Source organism: Solemya velesiana gill symbiont (assembly GCF_002020805.1).
Taxonomy (GTDB): Bacteria; Pseudomonadota; Gammaproteobacteria; order Chromatiales; family Chromatiaceae; genus Sedimenticola_A.
The window spans coordinates 1-18,021 of the sequence record NZ_MPRJ01000048.1 but is presented as its reverse complement, the minus strand read 5'-3'; the positions used below and the strand labels follow the sequence as shown (position 1 = coordinate 18,021).

The window sequence follows — 18,021 nt, the reverse complement described above, 5'->3', positions numbered from 1 at the left end:
GGCGGAATACGAAAAGCAGTATTATGACAATATGGATGGGTCTGCCATGGTGGCATGACTCAAACTAAACACCCTCCGGTTTTCCCGGGGCGATTCACTGACTCGGTTGCCCGGGGCTTATGGGGTGAGAGTGCCATGTGCCGATAAACTTGACGCTGTTTCCGGTGCGCTTTTTCTTCTCCTGATTGATCTCTTGAGAGCCACTGGTGCCACACACAAACTCCGCTTCGCTAAACTCACTGTCGCTCGGCGGTCCAATAACCTCGTTTACCCAAAGAACATTAACCACATCGTTAAACTCACCGAACAGAAGCCCTCCGGTTTCCACGAGAGGACCTCTTTCTCTTGCTCCGCTGTTTATCCAGCCTTTAATGTCGCGCCAGGCGTGCTGTGTCAGCCGAACATCAACACCATTCCCAGTTTGAATCAAAATATCTGGCTGGTAGGCAAAGAGGTAGTCGTAGTTTTCAGTGGAGTCTCGGGAGAAAAGCACTCCATAAGCCTCTTCACCGCTTGAACTAAGGAGTTCTGCCAGTTTATTGAGCATCTTTCCGGCCAGAACGCCAACATCAGCGCTCGAACCTACGAAGGTAGGATCTGAGCAGCCTGGTTCTGGCTGAAATAGCTGCCTGTCGGATTCAGTAGCCCAAAACGCGTTCTTGTAAACGGACAGGTGGTCTCTGTTCATGACGGAGAGACCAAGCTTTCTTAGGGTATCAAGCGTGGCGCCGGTATATTCTGGAGGGGAGGCAGCCATTGCGGCATGTTCGGCGCGGCTACTGACCATAAGTGATGCCGCCATGGCAGTAATGGCGCTTCCTTGTTTGAGTTCTTCCAGTTTTGTTCGTACGCGTAGAGATGCTGTTGCATCAATCACGATATCGAATTGCTCAATCCACTCAGTGTTGGCTAAAAGATCCTGGTAGACATTCTCCTTCGACGCTTCACAGTTCAGGGCGGGATTGATTGCCAAAAGCCGGTCTTTGAGTGCGTCGGCTTTCCATGCTCCAATATCTTCATTTCTGAAATTCTGGCGCACCAAGATCCCGGGATGCACCTGCCCGTTATCCATAAGGGTGATATGTTCAACGCCAGTCCGGGCTAGATGTTCTGCAACACAGCCTCCAATGGCGCCACAACCCAATAGAGCCACCTTTTTGCCCCGGAAAGCATGTAAAGGGCTTTCGCCGTCTCGCCGCTGAGTTACTTCCGGCCTATTTTCCATGATGCGGCACCAGCCGATCCTGGCTTCTTTTGTCCAAGCTTTGGCAGCCTCGATAATCTCATCCGTCAGCTTGAATATTTCCTTTTTTCCCTCGCCATCTCCCCATTTCTCACACAGGTTCAGCGCCTTGGTCACCAAAGCAAGACGCTGTACGGCAAGGGGTTCAATCTCCCAGATAGCCAAATGTTGACGACGCTCTTCTCCCTGGCCCGCAATCCCTCGCATGGGGGTACCAACCACAACATGCATCGGCTTTTCTGCGTCTTTCGTTTCGGCAGCTACGGAAAGTAACGCAATAAGGGAGTTTTGAGATACATCCGCCTTCTTGAGTTGGCAGACCAATCCAGCAACCGATTTTGGGTATTCAAATCCAAAGGGCTTTGAGAGCAGTATTGCCGGAGCAACCTCTGGGTTATTTGCGACATCACCAAAAGATAACCAGTCATTTAAGTCGAAGCGGTTATCGTTTATCTGATTTAGAACCGCTCCACCTATCCAAACTTCTTCTTCAAATGCTGGGGGTGTCTGCATTGATGCAAACATTGGTATCGGTGGAAGAGTAAACAGCGGGAGGATGCAACGGCGCTCCGTCGGCATCCAATTGGTTTAGTGCGGCATCCTTGAACCAGGCATGCACTCGCCGCATAAAGTCGAACATACCACCTTCTGGCCGCCATTCAGTGTCTGGCGCTTGATAGAGGCAGATATGTCGCGCCCATTGAACATGAGGATGCCCTTGGAATCTTCGATGCCCAACCCACACGGATGGGTACGAATGAGGGAACCGCGAGGGTATGGAGAGCCGGATTGACTCTCTCGCGTTAAGCTTCAACCCTCCTTCAGCCCACTCAAGTAGCCGGCAATCGATTGAAAGATCCACCACCGCGGAGTTTCCCTCGTCGGCAGGGGGATCGATGTAATCGATTCTTAACGCGCTATCTGGTGCTGACGCTATTCGTTCAAGTTGCTCAAGCGCCTTGGCTTGGCCATTACTCAGTGTCACCGCCAAATCCCACAGCTGTCGCGGGAGGCTGATCCAATCCCTGGGCAGCATTAACTGTTTCTTCAAGGCTTGCGGCCAACGACAAGGTTCCCATGTAGGAGAAGCCACCTGCGCCGACTTCAAATGCGATGGGCTCCGGATCGTCCTCGCTTGGCGTCTCATGGGTACACAAGAAGTCATCTGGAGCGATACGCAGATATTGCCTTTTCGCTATCGCATGAGGCGGATTGTCTCCCGATTCGTTCTTTGCTGGCACTGGGGTTGAGCTTGAGATGATGAACCCTGGAGACAAGGCGGCATTGGCCATGCTGTCGAGAATATCCTGCTTGAGTTTCTCCTCATCATCTCCTTCATCCTGCCAGTACATGGCAGATTTGGAGCAGTGGTGAGGAGCTAACAGGACGTTCCACTCCAGATCCTCGGCATCGCTCACATCAAATATCCGCTTCAGGATGGGATACTTGAGATCACCAAGGAAGAGTGCCTTGCCTATGGTGCCGGCGTCAGACAGGGAAATCTGGAAAGCAAGGCTGCAGTCGTTCCGGTCGCCATAGCTGTCATCGACAAACGGTGCATGTATGAACGCTCTGAACTGATCGCCAAAATCTTGCCCATTCAAGGCAGTGATTTCATGCCCGGGGACTGAAAAGAATTCCATCGGGAACCCCTTATAGGGATCTTCTTCCAGCAGTTCATCGTACCCAATAATACGCACCCGGTTGCCGCTTCCAGGGTCACCGGCTGCGTCGATTGTGGCCTTTACGCGGCGCAGTGCTTCGTCATGGAATGTCTCGGCGTCCTCGCAGAGGCCTTCGTCGTCATGGTATTCCTGAAACACCCTGGGGGAGAGCCAGAGTTCTCCAATCTCAACCTTGTCCAACAACTCTTCAAAGCCTTGGCAGTGGTCTTTGTCTGGATGCGTCAGGGCAAAGGTAGACAGGTAAGGCTTCCCGTTTACCTCGGGAAGAATTTCGACTAGATGATCGATGATAGGCCAAGCTGGGTCATCATCTTCATCGACCTTCGCCATGTGCCTGATGTCGACCTGCAGATAGGTGTCTTCGTCGACTTTTACGGTGGAGCTGTCGCCGGTGCCAACAGGCCAAAAAATAAAACCTTGGGATGGGAGATCAATGGACATTGGTAGTTCCTTTTCAATGCGCTAACCCCATCATACATATGGGTTTGTTTTGGAATTTAAAGGAGCATTTTAAAATTTTATCGGCAGTCGAGAGAATTATTCGGTAAATACAACGGGTTGCTGACTTCCCTGCTCCTCCTTACGTACCCTTGTGAGGTGGATTTTGACCTGAGTGGCAACAAAAAAGCCGCTCAGGCCAGGTAGCTTGAGCGGCTTTTTGAGGCCTAAAAGTGCAACAGGTTAAGTAAACCCCTTGCTGTAACGGCCGGCCTTTTCATGACAGATACTGATCTGATTTCATCTCAAACCCAACACATCCTGCATGTCGAACAATCCATTCTCGTACTCCATGACCCAGCCGGAGGCCCTGGCGGCGCCATTGGCAAAGGTCATGCGGCTTGAGGCCTTGTGGGTGATCTCCACCCTTTCGCCCATGGCGGCAAACAGCACCGTGTGGTCACCAACCACGTCGCCGGCGCGAATGGTTTCGAAACCGATGGTCTTGCGATCCCGTTCACCCGTCTGACCCTCACGGCCATAAACGGCGCACTCCTTGAGATCGCGCCCCAGGGCATCGGCTACCACCTCGCCCATGCGCAGCGCGGTGCCGGACGGTGCATCTACCTTGTGGCGGTGGTGAGCCTCGATAACCTCGATGTCCACATCGTCACCCATAACCCGTGCAGCGATATCCAACAGCTTGAAGCAGAGATTGACGCCCACGCTCATGTTGGGTGCAAAGACGATGGCGATTTTATCGGAAGCGGCTTTGAGAGCCGCCTTCTGCTCATCGTCCAGACCGGTGGTACCGATCACCATGCGTTTATCGTTGGCGCTGCAGATCTGCAGATGACCTATGGTTGCAGCCGGTGAGGTGAAATCTATCACCACGTCAAAGTCGTCCACCACCTTGTCCAGGCCGCCGGCAATCGCCACGCCCAGCTTGCCCACACCGGCCACTTCGCCTGCGTCAACACCCACCAGGGTGCTGTCAGGTCTTTCGGTGGCCGCTCCGAGTTCGAGCCCGTCTGCATCGCAAACAGCCTGTATCAGGGCTTTGCCCATGCGTCCCGCGGCACCTACCACTGCTACTCGTACCATTATTCTTCTCCTGATTATTCAGGGCCTGTTAACAGACCCTAGCCCTTGTTGAATCCCATGCCTTCAAAAAACCGCTTCACACCGTCCAGCCAGGTGGTGGATTGAGGGCTGTGCTTGCCGCCACAGTTTTGCATCGTCTCGTCCAGCTGGCGCAGCAGATCTTTCTGGCGATCAGTGAGATTCACGGGCGTCTCCACCATGACACGGCAGATCAGGTCGCCCAAGGGGCCACCGCGTACGGGTTTGACACCCTTGCCACGCATGCGGAACATCTTGCCCGCCTGGGTACCTGCAGGGATCTTCAGCATCACCTTGCCATCCAGGGTGGGCACTTCAAGCTCACCACCCAGCGCGGCGGTGACGATACTGATGGGCACCTCGCAGAAGAGGTGGTTGTCTTCCCGGGTGAAGATCTCGTGTTCTTTGACATTGACCTGAACATAGAGATCACCGGGTGGCCCGCCGTTCTCCCCCGCCTCACCTTCACCGGCGAGCCGGATACGGTCGCCGGTATCGACGCCGGCAGGTACTTTGACGGAAAGCGTCTTGTGCTGCTCCACCCGGCCGACACCATGACATCCCGAACAGGGGTCGCTGATCACCGTACCCTTGCCGTGGCAGGTAGGACAGGTCTGTTGAACGGAGAAGAAGCCCTGTTGCATGCGGACCTGGCCATGACCGCCGCAGGTATCGCAGGTCTTTGGCGTAGTTCCCTTCTTGGCGCCGCTGCCGTTGCACACATTGCACTTGACTATGGTGGGCACGCGAATCTTGACCGAAGTGCCGGCTACCGCTTCCTCCAGTGTGAGCTGCAGGTTGTAGCGCAGATCGGCGCCCCGGTGTACACGTGGGCCGCCTCCCCGACCACCGCCGAAGATATCACCAAAGACGTCCCCGAAAATATCGCTGAAGTTGCCACCGCCACCGAAACCGCCGGCACCCGGGCCACCGCCCATGGAGGCGTCTACACCGACATGACCGAACTGGTCGTAGGCGGCACGCTTCTGGGCATCCGACAGAACCTCGTAGGCCTCCTTGACCTCTTTGAACTTCTGCTCCGCGTCTGTCGCATCATCCCCGGTGTTGCGATCGGGGTGGTACTTCATGGCAAGACGCCGGTAGGCCTTCTTCAGTTCGGCCTCGCTCGCGTTCTTGCTGACACCTAGGACTTCGTAATAGTCACGCTTTGACATATACCGGTCACTTCATCCTTCTCACAGGGCCCCGCTGCCCTGGTGATATTATTCTCAACTGCTGACACGCGAAAACGCAGAGGGTCTCAGCACCCCCTACGTCCGCCAGTAACGTTAACCTTTTTTACCGGGTGATCCCCCGGATGGAAGAACGTTATTTGTCCTCTTTTACCTCTTCGAACTCTGCGTCCACCACATCGTCGCCACCGGCAGATCCGCCAGTATCGCCGCCTTCGGCGCCGGCAGCTGCATCTGCCGCTGCACCCTCGGCATCCTTCTGGGCGTAGAGGCGCTCGGCCATCTTGCCGGAAGCTTCGGCCAGAGTCTTGGTCTTGGCTTCGATGGCGTCCTTGTCGTCGCCCTTCATTGCCTCTTCCAGGTCCTTGATGGCGCTCTCGATGGCCTCTTTCTCGCTGGCTTCCATTTGGTCGTCACCCAGCTCTTCCATGGACTTCCTGGTGGCATGGATCATGGTGTCGGCCTGGTTGCGGGCCTGGGCCAGCTCCTGGAACTTGCGGTCCTCGTCGGCATGCATCTCGGCATCTTTCACCATGCGATCGACCTCATCGTCGCTCAGGCCGGAAGAGGCCTTGATCACGATGGACTGCTCCTTGCCGGTGGCCTTGTCCTTGGCGGACACGTTCAGGATACCGTTGGCGTCGATGTCGAAGCTCACCTCGACCTGGGGCACGCCACGGGGTGCCGGCGGAATGTCGGTCAGGTCAAAACGGCCGAGGGACTTGTTGCCCCCCGCCTGCTCGCGCTCACCCTGCAGCACGTGCACGGTCACCGCGGTCTGGTTGTCGTCGGCGGTGGAGAAGACCTGCTGTGCCTTGGTCGGAATAGTGGTGTTCTTCTCGATCAGCTTGGTCATCACGCCACCCAGGGTCTCGATACCCAGGGAGAGCGGGGTTACGTCCAGCAGCAGTACGTCTTTCACGTCGCCGGCCAGTACACCACCCTGGATCGCTGCACCCACTGCAACCGCCTCGTCGGGGTTGACGTCCTTGCGGGGCGCCTTGCCGAAGAACTGCTCAACGGTCTCCTGGACCTTGGGCATACGGGTCTGACCACCCACCAGGATCACGTCATCGATCTCGGACGCCGTCACTCCTGCATCGTTCAGAGCAATCTTGCAGGGGTCGACGGTGCGGTTCACCAGGTCATCGACCAGGGACTCCAGCTTGGCACGGGTCAACTTGAGGTTGAGGTGCTTGGGACCGGTGGCATCTGCCGTGATGTAGGGCAGGTTGATATCGGTCTGGGTGCTGGAAGAGAGCTCGATCTTGGCCTTTTCAGCAGCCTCTTTCAGGCGCTGCAGGGCCAGGGGATCGTTGTGCAGGTCGAAGCCCTGCTCTTTCTTGAACTCGTCTGCCAGGAAATCAATGATGCGCAGGTCGAAGTCCTCGCCGCCCAGGAAGGTGTCACCGTTGGTGGAGAGCACCTCGAACTGGTGTTCGCCGTCGATTTCGGCGATCTCGATGATGGAGATATCAAAGGTACCGCCACCCAGGTCGAACACCGCGAGCTTGCGATCGCCGGTCTGCTTGTCCATACCGTAGGCCAGGGCCGCGGCGGTGGGCTCATTGATGATGCGCTTCACTTCCAGGCCCGCGATGCGGCCGGCATCCTTGGTGGCTTGGCGCTGGGAGTCGTTGAAGTAGGCCGGCACGGTGATTACCGCTTCCTTGATCTCTTCACCGAGATAGTCCTCGGCGGTCTTCTTCATCTTCTGCAGCACCTTGGCTGAAATTTCGGGGGCAGCCATCTTCTTGCCATTGGCTTCCACCCAGGCGTCACCGTTGTCTGCCTTGACGATATTGTAGGGCACCATCTTGATGTCGCGCTGAACAACGTCGTCCTCGAAACGACGACCGATCAGACGCTTGATCGCGAACAGGGTATTCTGGGGATTGGTCACAGCCTGGCGCTTGGCCGACTGGCCCACCAGGATCTCGCCATCGCCGGTGTAGGCGATGATGGAGGGGGTGGTGCGATCACCTTCACTGTTCTCAATCACCCGGGCCTTGTCGCCTTCCATTACGGCGACGCAGGAGTTGGTGGTACCCAGGTCGATTCCGATGATTTTTCCCATTGTTCGGTGTCTCCAGTTAAATCAGTTCTGTTCTAAAATTCTGTACAAAATATCGGGTTACCCCACAGATGGGGCGCATACCCTCTGTTTTCAAGCCCGCTCGTCTATGCCGCCGGATGCGCCCTGGGATACCATGACCATGGCCGGGCGGACCAGGCGTCCATTCAGGGTGTAGCCTTTTTGAATCACGGTAACGACGGTGTTGGGTGGCACGTCGTCCCGGGGCTGCATGGACATCGCCTGGTGAAACTCGGGGTTGAAGGGCTCGCCTTCGGGGCTGATCTGAACCACATCGAACCGCTCCATCACATCGGAGAGCAGCTTCAGGGTCAGCTCGGTGCCCTCGATCAGCTTATCTAAATCTGCGCCCTCTTCCTGGGTTGCGCCCAAACCCAGCTCCATGCTGTCCCGCACAGCCAGCAGTTCGCTGACGAAGCGTTCCAGGGCAAACTTGTGGGCATTCTCCAGTTCCCGCTCATGACGCTTGCGCAGGTTATCAACCTCCGCCCGGGCGCGAACCAGCTGGTCCCAGTGTTCGTCTGCCTTGGAACGGGCATCCTCAAGCAGAAGGCGCAGATCCTCGCCCTCGGAGTCTTCGGTTGATTCTGTCTCTGAAGCCTCTGCAGCGTCGGTTTCAATCGCCTCCGCTTCATCGGTCACGGCCTGGTTATCGACCGCTTCCTGATCTTTGTCCATCCTGCTACCTCTAACTCACTCAATTCGCATTAAAAATTAACAATAAAAAAGCCCATCTCCAGCCACTCAATAGCCGGATAAAGCTAATGATTCCACATAGTGGGGGCGGTTATTGCTGTTTCAAGGCCGCCCCGAGCAATTTGGCCGTGACGTCCACAATCGGGATGACACGGTCATAGGCCATGCGGGTCGGCCCGATGACACCCAGTACCCCTGCCAACTGGTCATCCACCTCGTAGGGCGAGGTGATCAGGCTGCAGTGGTCGAGGGGCTGGTATCCGGACTCTTCGCCGATAAAGACCTGCATCCCCTGGGCCTGCAGTGAGCCGTCCAGCAGGTGCAGCAGGCGCTGCTTCTCGGTGAAGGAGTCGAACAGCTTGCGTAGTCGGTCCATCTGGGCGAGCTCGTCGAAATCCATCAGGTTGGTCTGGCCCGCCATGATGAAATCGTCCTGCTCGTCACTGGAATCGATCACCGTCTCAGCCATTTCCAGTGCCCTGGCCATGATCTGGTTCATACTGTCCCGCGCTTCCTCCATCTCCTTGACCAGCCGCTTGTGCATCTCCTCCAGGCTGGCACCGGCATAATACTGGTTGAGCAGGTTGGCCGCCTGCTCCAGTTCAGAGGCAGTATAGTGCTTCTTGGGCTCGATGATCCGGTTGTGTACTTCACCGTCCTTGGTTACCAGGATGGTCAGAACCCGGTTTCCGGAGAGGGGCAGAAACTCGATCTGTCGAAACATGATATGGGACCGCCCGGGCACCATCACCACCCCTGCCATGTGGGTGAAGCCCGAGAGCAGTTGGGATGCGGATTCGGCCAGGGCCTTGGGATCACCCTCCCCTGCAAACTGGCGCTGCAAGGCAGCCATCTCGCCTTTGCCGGGGGGCTTGAGGGTGACCAGGCTGTCGACGAACATGCGATATCCGGAGATGGTAGGCACTCGACCGGCCGAGGTATGGGGTGATTCCACCAGCCCCATATCTTCCAAGTCGGACATCACGTTCCTGATAGTGGCAGGACTGAGATCGAGACCGGAGTCCTTGGCCAGGGTGCGTGAGCCCACCGGCTCACCGTCACGGATATAACGCTCAACAAGCACTTTGAGAAAGTACTGTGCCCGCTCATTGTTACTGAGCTCTTTTTTACGCGCCACCAACCACCTCAGGTTCCATAAGCGACAAAAAGACGCTGTTTGGCACTCGATATTGACGAGTGCTAAAGATGGCTGGAATTATCATTTTGGGTGTTCAGGGTGTCAAGACACCAATTTGGACAGATGAGGTGTTGGCTCACCCCTGGGACCGTGTTAACTTCTGAGCCTAAATAACCATAAAGAAACTTCGCCATGACGCAGCGTTTCCAGACCATCGGCATTATCGGAAAGCATGGGGATCTGACTCCCCATGAGACGCTGCTTGGCGTGAATGATTTCCTCCACAAACGGGGCCACCGGGTACTGCTCGAGGAGGCCACGGCTGAACGGCTGGAGGGACACGACCTCGAAACCGCCAGCCTCCGCGAGATCGGTAGCAACAGCGACCTGGCCATCGTCATTGGCGGTGACGGCACCCTGCTGCACACCGCCCGCAGCCTGGCCGACTACGATGTGCCCCTGGTGGGGGTCAACCTCGGTCGCCTCGGCTTTCTGGCAGACATCTCCCCGGACGAAATGCAGGTGACCCTGGAACAGGTGCTCTCCGGCAACTACGACGAGGAGCATCGTTTTCTGCTCCAGGCCGACATCGACGGTGAGATCTATACCGCATTCAACGACGTGGTGGTCCACAAGTGGAACATCGCGCGCATGATCGAATTCGAGACCTACATCAACGGCAGTTTCGTGGATGCCCAACGCTCCGACGGCCTGATCATCTCAACCCCCACCGGTTCCTCGGCCTATGCCCTGTCAGGTGGTGGTCCCCTGCTCCATCCCGATCTCAACGCTACGGTTCTTGTACCCATCTGCCCGCATAGGCTCAGCAACCGTCCTATCGTGGTCAACGGAGACAGCGAGATCGAGATCGTGGTCTGTGGTCACAGCGACAAGGAGCATGTGCGGGTAACCTGCGACGGCCAGACCTGCCTCCCCTTGAGCGGTGAGCGCATCAAAATCCGGAAACACAGCCACGCCATCCGGCTGATCCATCCACAGGAACACGATCACTTCAGCATCCTGCGGGCCAAGCTTGGCTGGGGCGAGCACCCGGTTTAAAAACCTGCCAACAGTTCCAGATGTAACCGTTACATGCTGACAAGTATCCATATCCAGAATCTCGCCATCGTCACCACCACCGAGGTGGAGTTTGAACGGGGGCTGATCGCCCTGACCGGTGAGACCGGTGCCGGCAAGTCGATCCTGATCGACGCCCTGGGCCTGACCCTGGGCGACCGCGCCGACAACAACATGATCCGCAACGGATGCGACCGCGCGGAGATTTCAGCCCACTTCAACCTCTCGGATCTGCCCGAAGTCCGCACCCTGCTTGAAGAGCAGGCACTGGATTCCGGCGACGAATGCCTGCTGCGCCGGGTGCTGGTACGCGACGGCAATTCGAAGGCTTTCGTCAACGGCAGTCCGGTTACCGCCCGCACGCTCCAGAGCCTGGGGGAGCTGCTGGTGGACATCCATGGCCAGCACGCCCACCAGTCGCTGCTGCGACGGGACCACCAGCGGGAGTTGCTGGACGAGTACGCCGGACACCAGGCGCTGTGCAAAAAGACGGCAACCCTCTACCGGGAGTGGCGTGAGACAGATGATCACCTGCAGAAACTGCGTGAGGACTCCCGGAACCGAACCGAGCGCCTCGACCTGTTGCGCTACCAGACCGACGAACTGGAACAGAGCGGCCCTGGAGATAACGAGTGGAAGGAACTCGAGGAGGAGCATGCCCGGCTCAGCAATGCCGGTCGACTGCGCAATAGCAGTGACCTGATCCTCTCCATCCTCTACGACCAGGAAGGGGCGGTCCAGGCCAGCCTCAACCGCGCCATCGGCGAGCTTGATGATCTGCTGTCGGTCGATCCCACCCTTGAAGAGTGCCGGGAGATGCTGGAGAGCGCCAACATCCAGATCCAGGAAGCGGTTTTAGAGGTACGGCAGTACGTGGACAAGGTAGAGCTGGACCCTGCCCGCCTCGACCAAGTGGAACAGCGACTCGGCGAGCTGCACGACCTGGCCAGAAAGTACCGCTGCAAACCCGAGGAGCTGCCTGCCCGCCTGGAAGCACTCCAGGCCGAACTGGAGGAGCTCAACAACGCCGACATCCATCTGAGCGAACTGGAACAGCAGACCGAAGCCCTGGAGCAGGCGTACATGGAGTCAGCCGAAAAACTGGACAAGAGCCGGCGCAAGGCAGCGAAAAAACTGGGTGGCCAGGTCACCGAGGGGATGCAATCCCTGGGCATGCCCGACGGCCGGCTGTTGATAGAGATTGAGAGCCTGCCACTTGAGAAGGCATCAGCCAGCGGCCTCAATCGCGTCGATATGCTTGTCAGTGCCAATCCTGGCCAGAAACCCCAGCCATTGAACAAGGTTGCATCGGGGGGTGAGCTGTCCCGCATCAGCCTTGCGATACAGGTGGCCACCCTGAGCTGCGGCCAGATCCCCACCCTCATATTCGACGAGGTGGATGTGGGCATCGGCGGCGGCGTTGCGGAGATCGTCGGCCGGCTGCTCAACCGCCTGGGCGAGACCCGGCAGGTGCTCTGTGTCACCCACCTGCCACAGGTGGCTGCACAGGGACATCACCATCTGCAGGTCAATAAATCCTCAAACGGGAAAGGCACCCGTACCGAGATCACCCAGCTGAGTGGCACACAACGCGTGGAAGAGATTGCCCGCATGCTCGGGGGTGTGGAGATTACCGATCAGACCCTGGCCCATGCCCAGGAGATGCTGGGACAGTCCCGGCAATAACCTGAATCGGCCATGTAGGAGCGAACTTGATCGCAAACAGCCTATTGCCAATACCCAACACCGATCGCGACTGAAGTCGCTCCTACCCCCTTGTGGAGAGGGGTATCAAGATCAAACCTTCTCGTTCCGCTTTGCACACGCGTCGGCATTGAGGCAATGCCCGTAGATGGTCAGGCTGTGATCGCCGATCTCGAAATCGTATTTTTCGGCAATCTTCTGCTGTCGCTTTTCGATGGTCTCGTCATAGAACTCTGCCACCTTTCCGCAGAGTACGCAGACGATATGGTCGTGATGCTGGCCCCGGTTCAATTCGAACACCGAGTAGCCGCCTTCGAAGTTGTTGCGCTCGACAAGCCCAGCTGCTTCGAATTGGGTGAGCACCCGGTAGACCGTGGCCAGTCCGATTTCCTCTCCCGCTTCCAGCAGCATCTTGTAAACATCTTCCGCACTGACGTGGCGCTGTCCACTCTTCTCCAACAGTTCCAGAATTTTCATCCGGGGAACTGTGACTTTCAGTCCCGCATTTCTGATGTGTTGATCTTCCAAACTGCAATCCTCAGATGTTTTCAACGTGCGAATCGGGTATGATTCCGGCCATTGTTTTTATAGTGAACTGGAAACTCCGAATGCGAAAGCTTCTCATCTATTGGGTATGTGGTGCAAGCCTGCTGGCCGGCTGCGAAAGTGCACAAAAAGTAAGCGATGCAATTCCCAATGCTCTGGACGAGATGCCCTATGTCTACAGGGTTGACGTTCAACAGGGCAACGTAGTTAACCAGGAGATGATCAACAAGCTTCAACCGGGCATGTCAAAGAGCCAGGTTCGCTACCTGATGGGTACGCCGATGCTGATCGACACCTTCCACCAGAACCGCTGGGACTACATCTACAGCATGCAGGAAGGCAAGGAAGAGCGTGTGCAGAAACGCGTGGCATTGCACTTTGAGCAGGACAGGCTGGTAAGCATCGAGGGTGACCTGCGGCCCCAGCCTGAGCCCGATCCCGTTCAAGTGGATGAAGAGAACGTGATCACGGTACCTGACTACACTCCCCAGAAAAAAGGCATCGTGACCCGAATGCTGGATAGCGTCGGTCTCGAGTCGGACGAGTAAACGGGACTACTACGCTTCCTTAGTACCCTTATCTTCGGCCTTACCGCCACCTTTGCGCAGTGCCTTGCCCTCGGCTGCCCGTTTCTTGCGTGCCGCCTTGGGATCGGCGATCAGGGGACGATAAATCTCCACCCTGTCTCCGGCGTTCAGTTCGGCATCTTTTTTTGCCGCTTTGCCGAATATACCGATCTTTACCGTTTCAAGATCGATCTCCGGGAACTCCTCAGTTATACCTGAGCGTTCAATAGCCTCGGCCGCCGTGATGCCCTCCTGGCCCTTCACCGTCAGGATCACCTGCTCATTGGCTTTTGCATAGGCCACTTCAACTTCGAAGGTACTACCCACGATACACCTCGCTTGCTCTTTTACAGAATGCGTCCACCAGGGTATTGGCGATCTGGTTGAACACCGCACCGAATGCCTTGTCAATCAGCTTGCCTGAAAAATGAAAATCCAACTCCAGTTCCACCTTGCAGGCATCTTCGCGCAGTGCGGTGAACCGCCACTCACCATGCAGGGTTTTGAACGGCCCCTCGACCAGGCGGATCTCGATCCTGTCGTAGGGATGCAGGGTATTGCAGGTGGAGAACTTCTGTTTCACCCCCGCCCTGGCCACCTCGATCTGCCCGCATAACTCCACTTCATCCCGCGACAGCAATGCACTGGAGTTACACCAGGGCAGAAACTGGGGATAGGACTCGACATCATTGACGATTTCAAACATCTGGGCTGCCGAATGGGCAACCAGCGCACTTTTCTTTACAACCGGCAATTAAAAAACCCCTATCGCCCGTAAAAACACCACAAATACTGCCAGAGGCGTTATATACCGGGTAACAAAGTACCACAGCTCAAAGCCGGCCCCCTCTTTTCCGCCCAGCTCATCAGCAACCGACTGTCGGCGCATGATCCATCCGCAAAACAGCGCAATGGCCAGGCCACCCAGGGGCAACAGAATACCTGCTGTCAGAATGTTAAAGATATCAAACATTCCGTTGTGTTTCGTCTCTCCGGCAAACTCGAATTCGAATGACCAACTGCTGAAGGACATAATGGTTACGATGCCCAGCATCCAGACTGACAGGCCGACCCAGGCCGCGGCCCGCCTGCGCTGCATATTCAAGCTCTCCACCAACCAGGCAACACCGGGTTCAAGCAACGAAATGCTGGAGGTCCAGGCTGCAAAAACAAGCAACAGGAAAAACAGGGCTCCAAACAGTACGCCGTCCGGCATTTGGCCGAATGCCACCGGCAGGGTCTGAAAAATCAAACCGGGTCCGGAATCCACCGCAAGACCATTGGCCAGTGCAATGGGAAAAATCGCCAACCCGGCCAGCAGGGCAATCACCGTATCCATCCCCGCGACCAGGAGCGTCGCCTTGCCGATGGATACCTCGCCAGGAAGATAGGAGCCATAGATCATGATCGCCCCCATCCCCAGGCTCAGGGTGAAAAAGGCGTGACCCATGGCCTCCAGCATGCCGGCGGCCGAGAGCTGGCTGAAATCCGGGGTAAAAAGGAACAGGAAGGTATCCGTCAGCTTGCCGGTAGTCGAACCGTAGACCACCAGGAAAACCAGGAGCAGAAGCAACATCGGCATCATGAACTTCACCGCCTGCTCCAGGCCGGATTTAACGCCGCGAGCAACAACCACCGTGGTCATCACCATGAAAATGGTATGCCAGGCGAGGAGCCGCTCGGGGTCGGACACCAGGTCGGAGAAGATACTGTCTATTCCCTCGTGGGTGACGCCGACAAAAACCCCCGCTGATGTTCGCACCAGGTAGGCCAGCGCCCAGCCTGCGATCACGCTGTAGAAAGAGATGGTCACCAGGGCCGAGAGGATGCCCACCAAACCGATCCACTGCCACTCCCGGCGGGCGCCTTCGTTCTCCACCAGGGACTTGAGGCTGTTCAGGGGGCTCTGGCGACCACGGCGACCGATCAGGATCTCGGACATCATCACCGGTATACCGATCAGGGCAATGGAAAGCAGATAGACCAGCACGAAGGCCCCGCCCCCGTACTCACCGGCCAGGTAAGGAAACTTCCAGATATTGCCCAGGCCAACGGCAGAACCCGTCGCCGCCAGGATGAACACCATCCGCGTCGACCACTGCCCATGTATAGAAGCCTGCTTCAGCAAATTATCCGCCCTTGATAACCCAATCTGTGCCAACTGTCAGAGCGGGCCATTTTCGACCATATCCTGCAACATAACAAGAAACTAACGTCCCAGACTGGCCCCACCTCCGAACCTCGCATAAAATGCGCGCCATGGCGAAAAAACCGAAAAAGAAAACCCCAAGCAGCGGCGGCAGTACCATTGCCCTCAACAAGCGGGCAAAACACGACTATTTCATTGAGGAGCGCTTCGAGGCAGGAATCGCCCTTGAGGGCTGGGAAGTGAAGAGCCTGCGCGAGGGGCGTATCAACCTCACCGAGAGCTATGTCTTCGTCAAAGAGGGCGAGGCCTTCATCTCCGGTCTACACATCACCCCGCTGAAGACCGCGTCGACCCACATACACCCCGAACCCACCCGGGTACGTAAACTGCTGCTCCACCGCCAGGAGATCAACAAGCTGATCGGCCAGGTAGAGCGCAAGGGCTACACCCTGGTAGCCACCGCTATGTACTGGAAAAACGGCCGCGCCAAGCTCGAAGTGGGCCTGGGCAAGGGCAAAAAGCTCCACGACAAGCGCACCACAGAGAAAGACCGCGACTGGCAGCGCGACAAAGCCCGTCTCCTCAAAAAAGGCTGACCTCCCCCGCAGCCGACCACCCCACCCGTCATCCCGGCGCATGCCGAGATCCACAAGCGATTTTAATCGCGACCATCGGCCCCAGGCCGATTTATGCCCCAAACCCCATAATCTTCTAAAACAAATGACACGGAACTCCCCCCCATATAAAATGTCTTACTTACGACCCTTGGGGGCGACTTGGCTTCGACGTGGGTAGCAAAACCTGAGGTGCATGCCGAGGATACAGATTCCCTCGTAAATCCATCTGTACCAAGATAGTTGCCAACGACGACAACTACGCACTCGCAGCTTAATAACCTGTAGAGGCCATCCGACTGGAGCCGTGCTTGTGCGTCCAGGTTCCGGGTGTCATATCTCACAAGCTTTGCGATGAAGCTTGTTCGGGGTGGATTCGCTAAAACTTAACCGGAATCGCTGCTCTGAACGCCCTGTCGGTCGGGTATCAGGCAGTTAAATTTTAATAGACTCGACTAAGCATGTAGAGCCAAAGGCGGAGTGCTTGCGGACGCGGGTTCGATTCCCGCCGCCTCCACCAAATACGAAACCCCAACTGTTATCAGTTGGGGTTTTTTATTGCCTGCAACCCGCGTTACAGCCCTTATGTGGCAAGGGTTTACGGACTTCGCCCTCTTCTTAATCTCGGACTATCCAAGGCGAATATTCTCTAAATTGCCGAATACTCTCTGCACCTTTCCCCATCTCGAACAGCCCAAGTCCATAACCAGAGAACAGAGAGCCCTTTAAAATCAATAGCTTATTATTGGACTAATCAAAAGATTTGTTGGGTGAATTGGTTGGGCGAAAGGAAATACTCAATAAATTCTTTCGAGCATTTATGAGTTGATAAGTACTTAAATTCGAGCGTTCATAGCTGCAACTCAAGTATCACAAGGGCTGCAGCCACATGACTCTATCCCCAAAATTTTTTAGCCGAAAAACTCTCAAATGGTAAAGGCAAACCTCTTACCACCTTCTGATTGTACTGCAAACTGCAATACAGTATATTGCAGTACATTTGCAGGCATTTCGGGAGAGTATGATGGCTACCACCAAAACTGCGACGCTGACTATAAGAGTCGATCCAAACTTGAAGGAGGCGTTGCGCGCAGCTGCTCAAGCGGAGCATCGCTCTATCGCAAACATGATAGAAGTGATGATTCGAGAGCATTGCGAGAAAAATGGTATAGCCATAGAACAATCCCAGGATTCAGATCAACGTGGGGAGCGTTCAAAATGATCAAGACGGTTAAACAGGCGTGTCGTTTTAATCCTGTTATTCAGGACTACAGAATGAGCCAGGGAATTGAGAACCTGGCAGATCTAATCACTGACGCTGGTGATGGTAGCGAGTTCTTCTCACGCAACTTTGTAACTCACGGAATGGAACAACTCTTTCGTGAAGGCATGCTGCGATTGTCAGGCAAATCAGATCAAGCCGTTTTTGAACTCACCCAAGCCATGGGTGGTGGTAAAACGCACATGATGATCGCCTTGGGCTTACTTGCTAAACATGCTCACTTACGACCAGACGTTCTGCCCGAAGACCTAAATAACCGATTAGATTTTGGTAATGCACGAATAGCTGCATTTAACGGACGAAACAATCCAGATAATTATATTTGGGGCGAAATTGCCACGCAGCTGGGTGCTGCTGAAGAAATTAAAGATTACTTGTTGAATTGCGCCCAAAACTGACCCACCTACCCCCATAATTTGCATCGAATTTTGACCCACGTACAACTCTACCTGCATCAAGGCTTTGCAGGAGTA

At 55.9% G+C, this 18,021-nt stretch carries 17 protein-coding genes, 1 other RNA gene and 1 pseudogene; 7 read left to right on the top strand and 12 right to left on the bottom strand.

The annotated features are described in order from the left end of the window. Positions 1-94: 94 nt before the first annotated feature. From BOW53_RS08265 to hrcA, 8 genes are all read right to left on the bottom strand, one after another. Positions 95-1,756 carry a ThiF family adenylyltransferase gene (locus BOW53_RS08265; protein WP_172838830.1) on the bottom strand — a complete coding sequence of 554 codons (1,662 nt, stop codon included), beginning with the start codon at positions 1,754-1,756 and terminating at the stop codon, positions 95-97. Continuing rightward, positions 1,734-2,279 carry a hypothetical protein gene (locus BOW53_RS13915; RefSeq protein ID WP_078487481.1) on the bottom strand — a complete coding sequence of 182 codons (546 nt, stop codon included), beginning with the start codon at positions 2,277-2,279 and terminating at the stop codon, positions 1,734-1,736. Before BOW53_RS13915 ends, BOW53_RS08265 begins: the two co-directional genes overlap by 23 nt. Then, on the bottom strand, positions 2,215-3,369 hold the full coding sequence (locus BOW53_RS08255; protein ID WP_078487479.1) for an anti-phage 6A-MBL system MBL-fold protein: 1,155 nt from the start codon (positions 3,367-3,369) through the stop codon (positions 2,215-2,217). Before BOW53_RS08255 ends, BOW53_RS13915 begins: the two co-directional genes overlap by 65 nt. A 297-nt stretch (positions 3,370-3,666) precedes the next feature. Then, positions 3,667-4,470 carry a 4-hydroxy-tetrahydrodipicolinate reductase gene (gene dapB / locus BOW53_RS08250; RefSeq protein WP_078487477.1) on the bottom strand — a complete coding sequence of 268 codons (804 nt, stop codon included), beginning with the start codon at positions 4,468-4,470 and terminating at the stop codon, positions 3,667-3,669. Positions 4,471-4,508: 38 nt separating this feature from the next. Next, on the bottom strand, positions 4,509-5,663 hold the full coding sequence (gene dnaJ, locus BOW53_RS08245; RefSeq protein WP_078487476.1) for a molecular chaperone DnaJ: 1,155 nt from the start codon (positions 5,661-5,663) through the stop codon (positions 4,509-4,511). Between the two features lie 154 nt (positions 5,664-5,817). Continuing rightward, on the bottom strand, positions 5,818-7,758 hold the full coding sequence (gene dnaK / locus BOW53_RS08240; protein ID WP_078487474.1) for a molecular chaperone DnaK: 1,941 nt from the start codon (positions 7,756-7,758) through the stop codon (positions 5,818-5,820). A 90-nt stretch (positions 7,759-7,848) separates the two neighbouring features. Further along, positions 7,849-8,454 (bottom strand): nucleotide exchange factor GrpE, encoded by a 606-nt coding sequence (gene grpE, locus BOW53_RS08235; RefSeq protein ID WP_078487472.1) that lies wholly within the window; start codon positions 8,452-8,454, stop codon positions 7,849-7,851. Positions 8,455-8,563: 109 nt separating this feature from the next. After that, complete coding sequence (gene hrcA / locus BOW53_RS08230; RefSeq protein ID WP_245832060.1) at positions 8,564-9,610, bottom strand: heat-inducible transcriptional repressor HrcA; 1,047 nt, start codon at positions 9,608-9,610, stop codon at positions 8,564-8,566. 192 nt (positions 9,611-9,802) lie between these two features. Here hrcA and BOW53_RS08225 point away from each other — a divergent pair, with 192 nt between their 5' ends. Both BOW53_RS08225 and recN read left to right on the top strand, forming a co-directional pair. Then, positions 9,803-10,669 (top strand): NAD(+) kinase, encoded by an 867-nt coding sequence (locus BOW53_RS08225; protein WP_078487468.1) that lies wholly within the window; start codon positions 9,803-9,805, stop codon positions 10,667-10,669. A gap of 33 nt (positions 10,670-10,702) precedes the next feature. Beyond that, positions 10,703-12,373, top strand: coding sequence for a DNA repair protein RecN (recN, locus tag BOW53_RS08220; RefSeq protein ID WP_078487466.1), 1,671 nt, complete (start codon positions 10,703-10,705; stop codon positions 12,371-12,373). A 111-nt stretch (positions 12,374-12,484) separates the two neighbouring features. Here recN and fur read toward each other — a convergent pair whose 3' ends face one another. Continuing rightward, on the bottom strand, positions 12,485-12,919 hold the full coding sequence (gene fur / locus BOW53_RS08215) for a ferric iron uptake transcriptional regulator (RefSeq protein WP_078487464.1): 435 nt from the start codon (positions 12,917-12,919) through the stop codon (positions 12,485-12,487). Between the two features lie 80 nt (positions 12,920-12,999). On the opposite strand from fur, the gene BOW53_RS08210 reads away from it, so the two are divergent. Next, positions 13,000-13,485: an outer membrane protein assembly factor BamE gene (locus tag BOW53_RS08210; protein WP_078487462.1), complete on the top strand. Its 486-nt coding sequence runs from the start codon at positions 13,000-13,002 to the stop codon at positions 13,483-13,485. Between the two features lie 9 nt (positions 13,486-13,494). On the opposite strand, the gene BOW53_RS08205 is transcribed toward BOW53_RS08210, so the two are convergent. Genes BOW53_RS08205 through BOW53_RS08195 form a run of 3 tightly spaced genes read right to left on the bottom strand, consistent with a single transcriptional unit; the run spans position 13,495 to position 15,631 of the window. Continuing rightward, positions 13,495-13,830 carry an RnfH family protein gene (locus tag BOW53_RS08205; protein ID WP_245832058.1) on the bottom strand — a complete coding sequence of 112 codons (336 nt, stop codon included), beginning with the start codon at positions 13,828-13,830 and terminating at the stop codon, positions 13,495-13,497. Further along, positions 13,823-14,257: a type II toxin-antitoxin system RatA family toxin gene (locus tag BOW53_RS08200; RefSeq protein ID WP_078487461.1), complete on the bottom strand. Its 435-nt coding sequence runs from the start codon at positions 14,255-14,257 to the stop codon at positions 13,823-13,825. The genes BOW53_RS08205 and BOW53_RS08200 overlap by 8 nt, the downstream gene beginning before the upstream one ends. Next, complete coding sequence (locus BOW53_RS08195; protein ID WP_078487459.1) at positions 14,258-15,631, bottom strand: sodium-dependent transporter; 1,374 nt, start codon at positions 15,629-15,631, stop codon at positions 14,258-14,260. A gap of 131 nt (positions 15,632-15,762) precedes the next feature. Between BOW53_RS08195 and smpB the strand changes: the two genes are divergently transcribed. The 4 genes and pseudogenes from smpB to BOW53_RS08175 form a co-directional block, all read left to right on the top strand. Next, a complete protein-coding gene (smpB, locus tag BOW53_RS08190) occupies positions 15,763-16,248 on the top strand; it encodes an SsrA-binding protein SmpB (protein WP_078487486.1) in 486 nt (161 codons plus the stop codon). 171 nt (positions 16,249-16,419) lie between these two features. Further along, positions 16,420-16,786, top strand: a transfer-messenger RNA (tmRNA) gene (gene ssrA, locus BOW53_RS08185). Between the two features lie 504 nt (positions 16,787-17,290). Further along, complete coding sequence (locus tag BOW53_RS08180) at positions 17,291-17,488, top strand: type II toxin-antitoxin system antitoxin (RefSeq protein ID WP_078487484.1); 198 nt, start codon at positions 17,291-17,293, stop codon at positions 17,486-17,488. Beyond that, positions 17,485-17,931 (top strand): annotated as a pseudogene (locus tag BOW53_RS08175) (anti-phage-associated DUF499 domain-containing protein); the annotation flags it as partial. The gene BOW53_RS08180 and the pseudogene BOW53_RS08175, both read left to right, overlap by 4 nt. Positions 17,932-18,021: the final 90 nt, after the last annotated feature.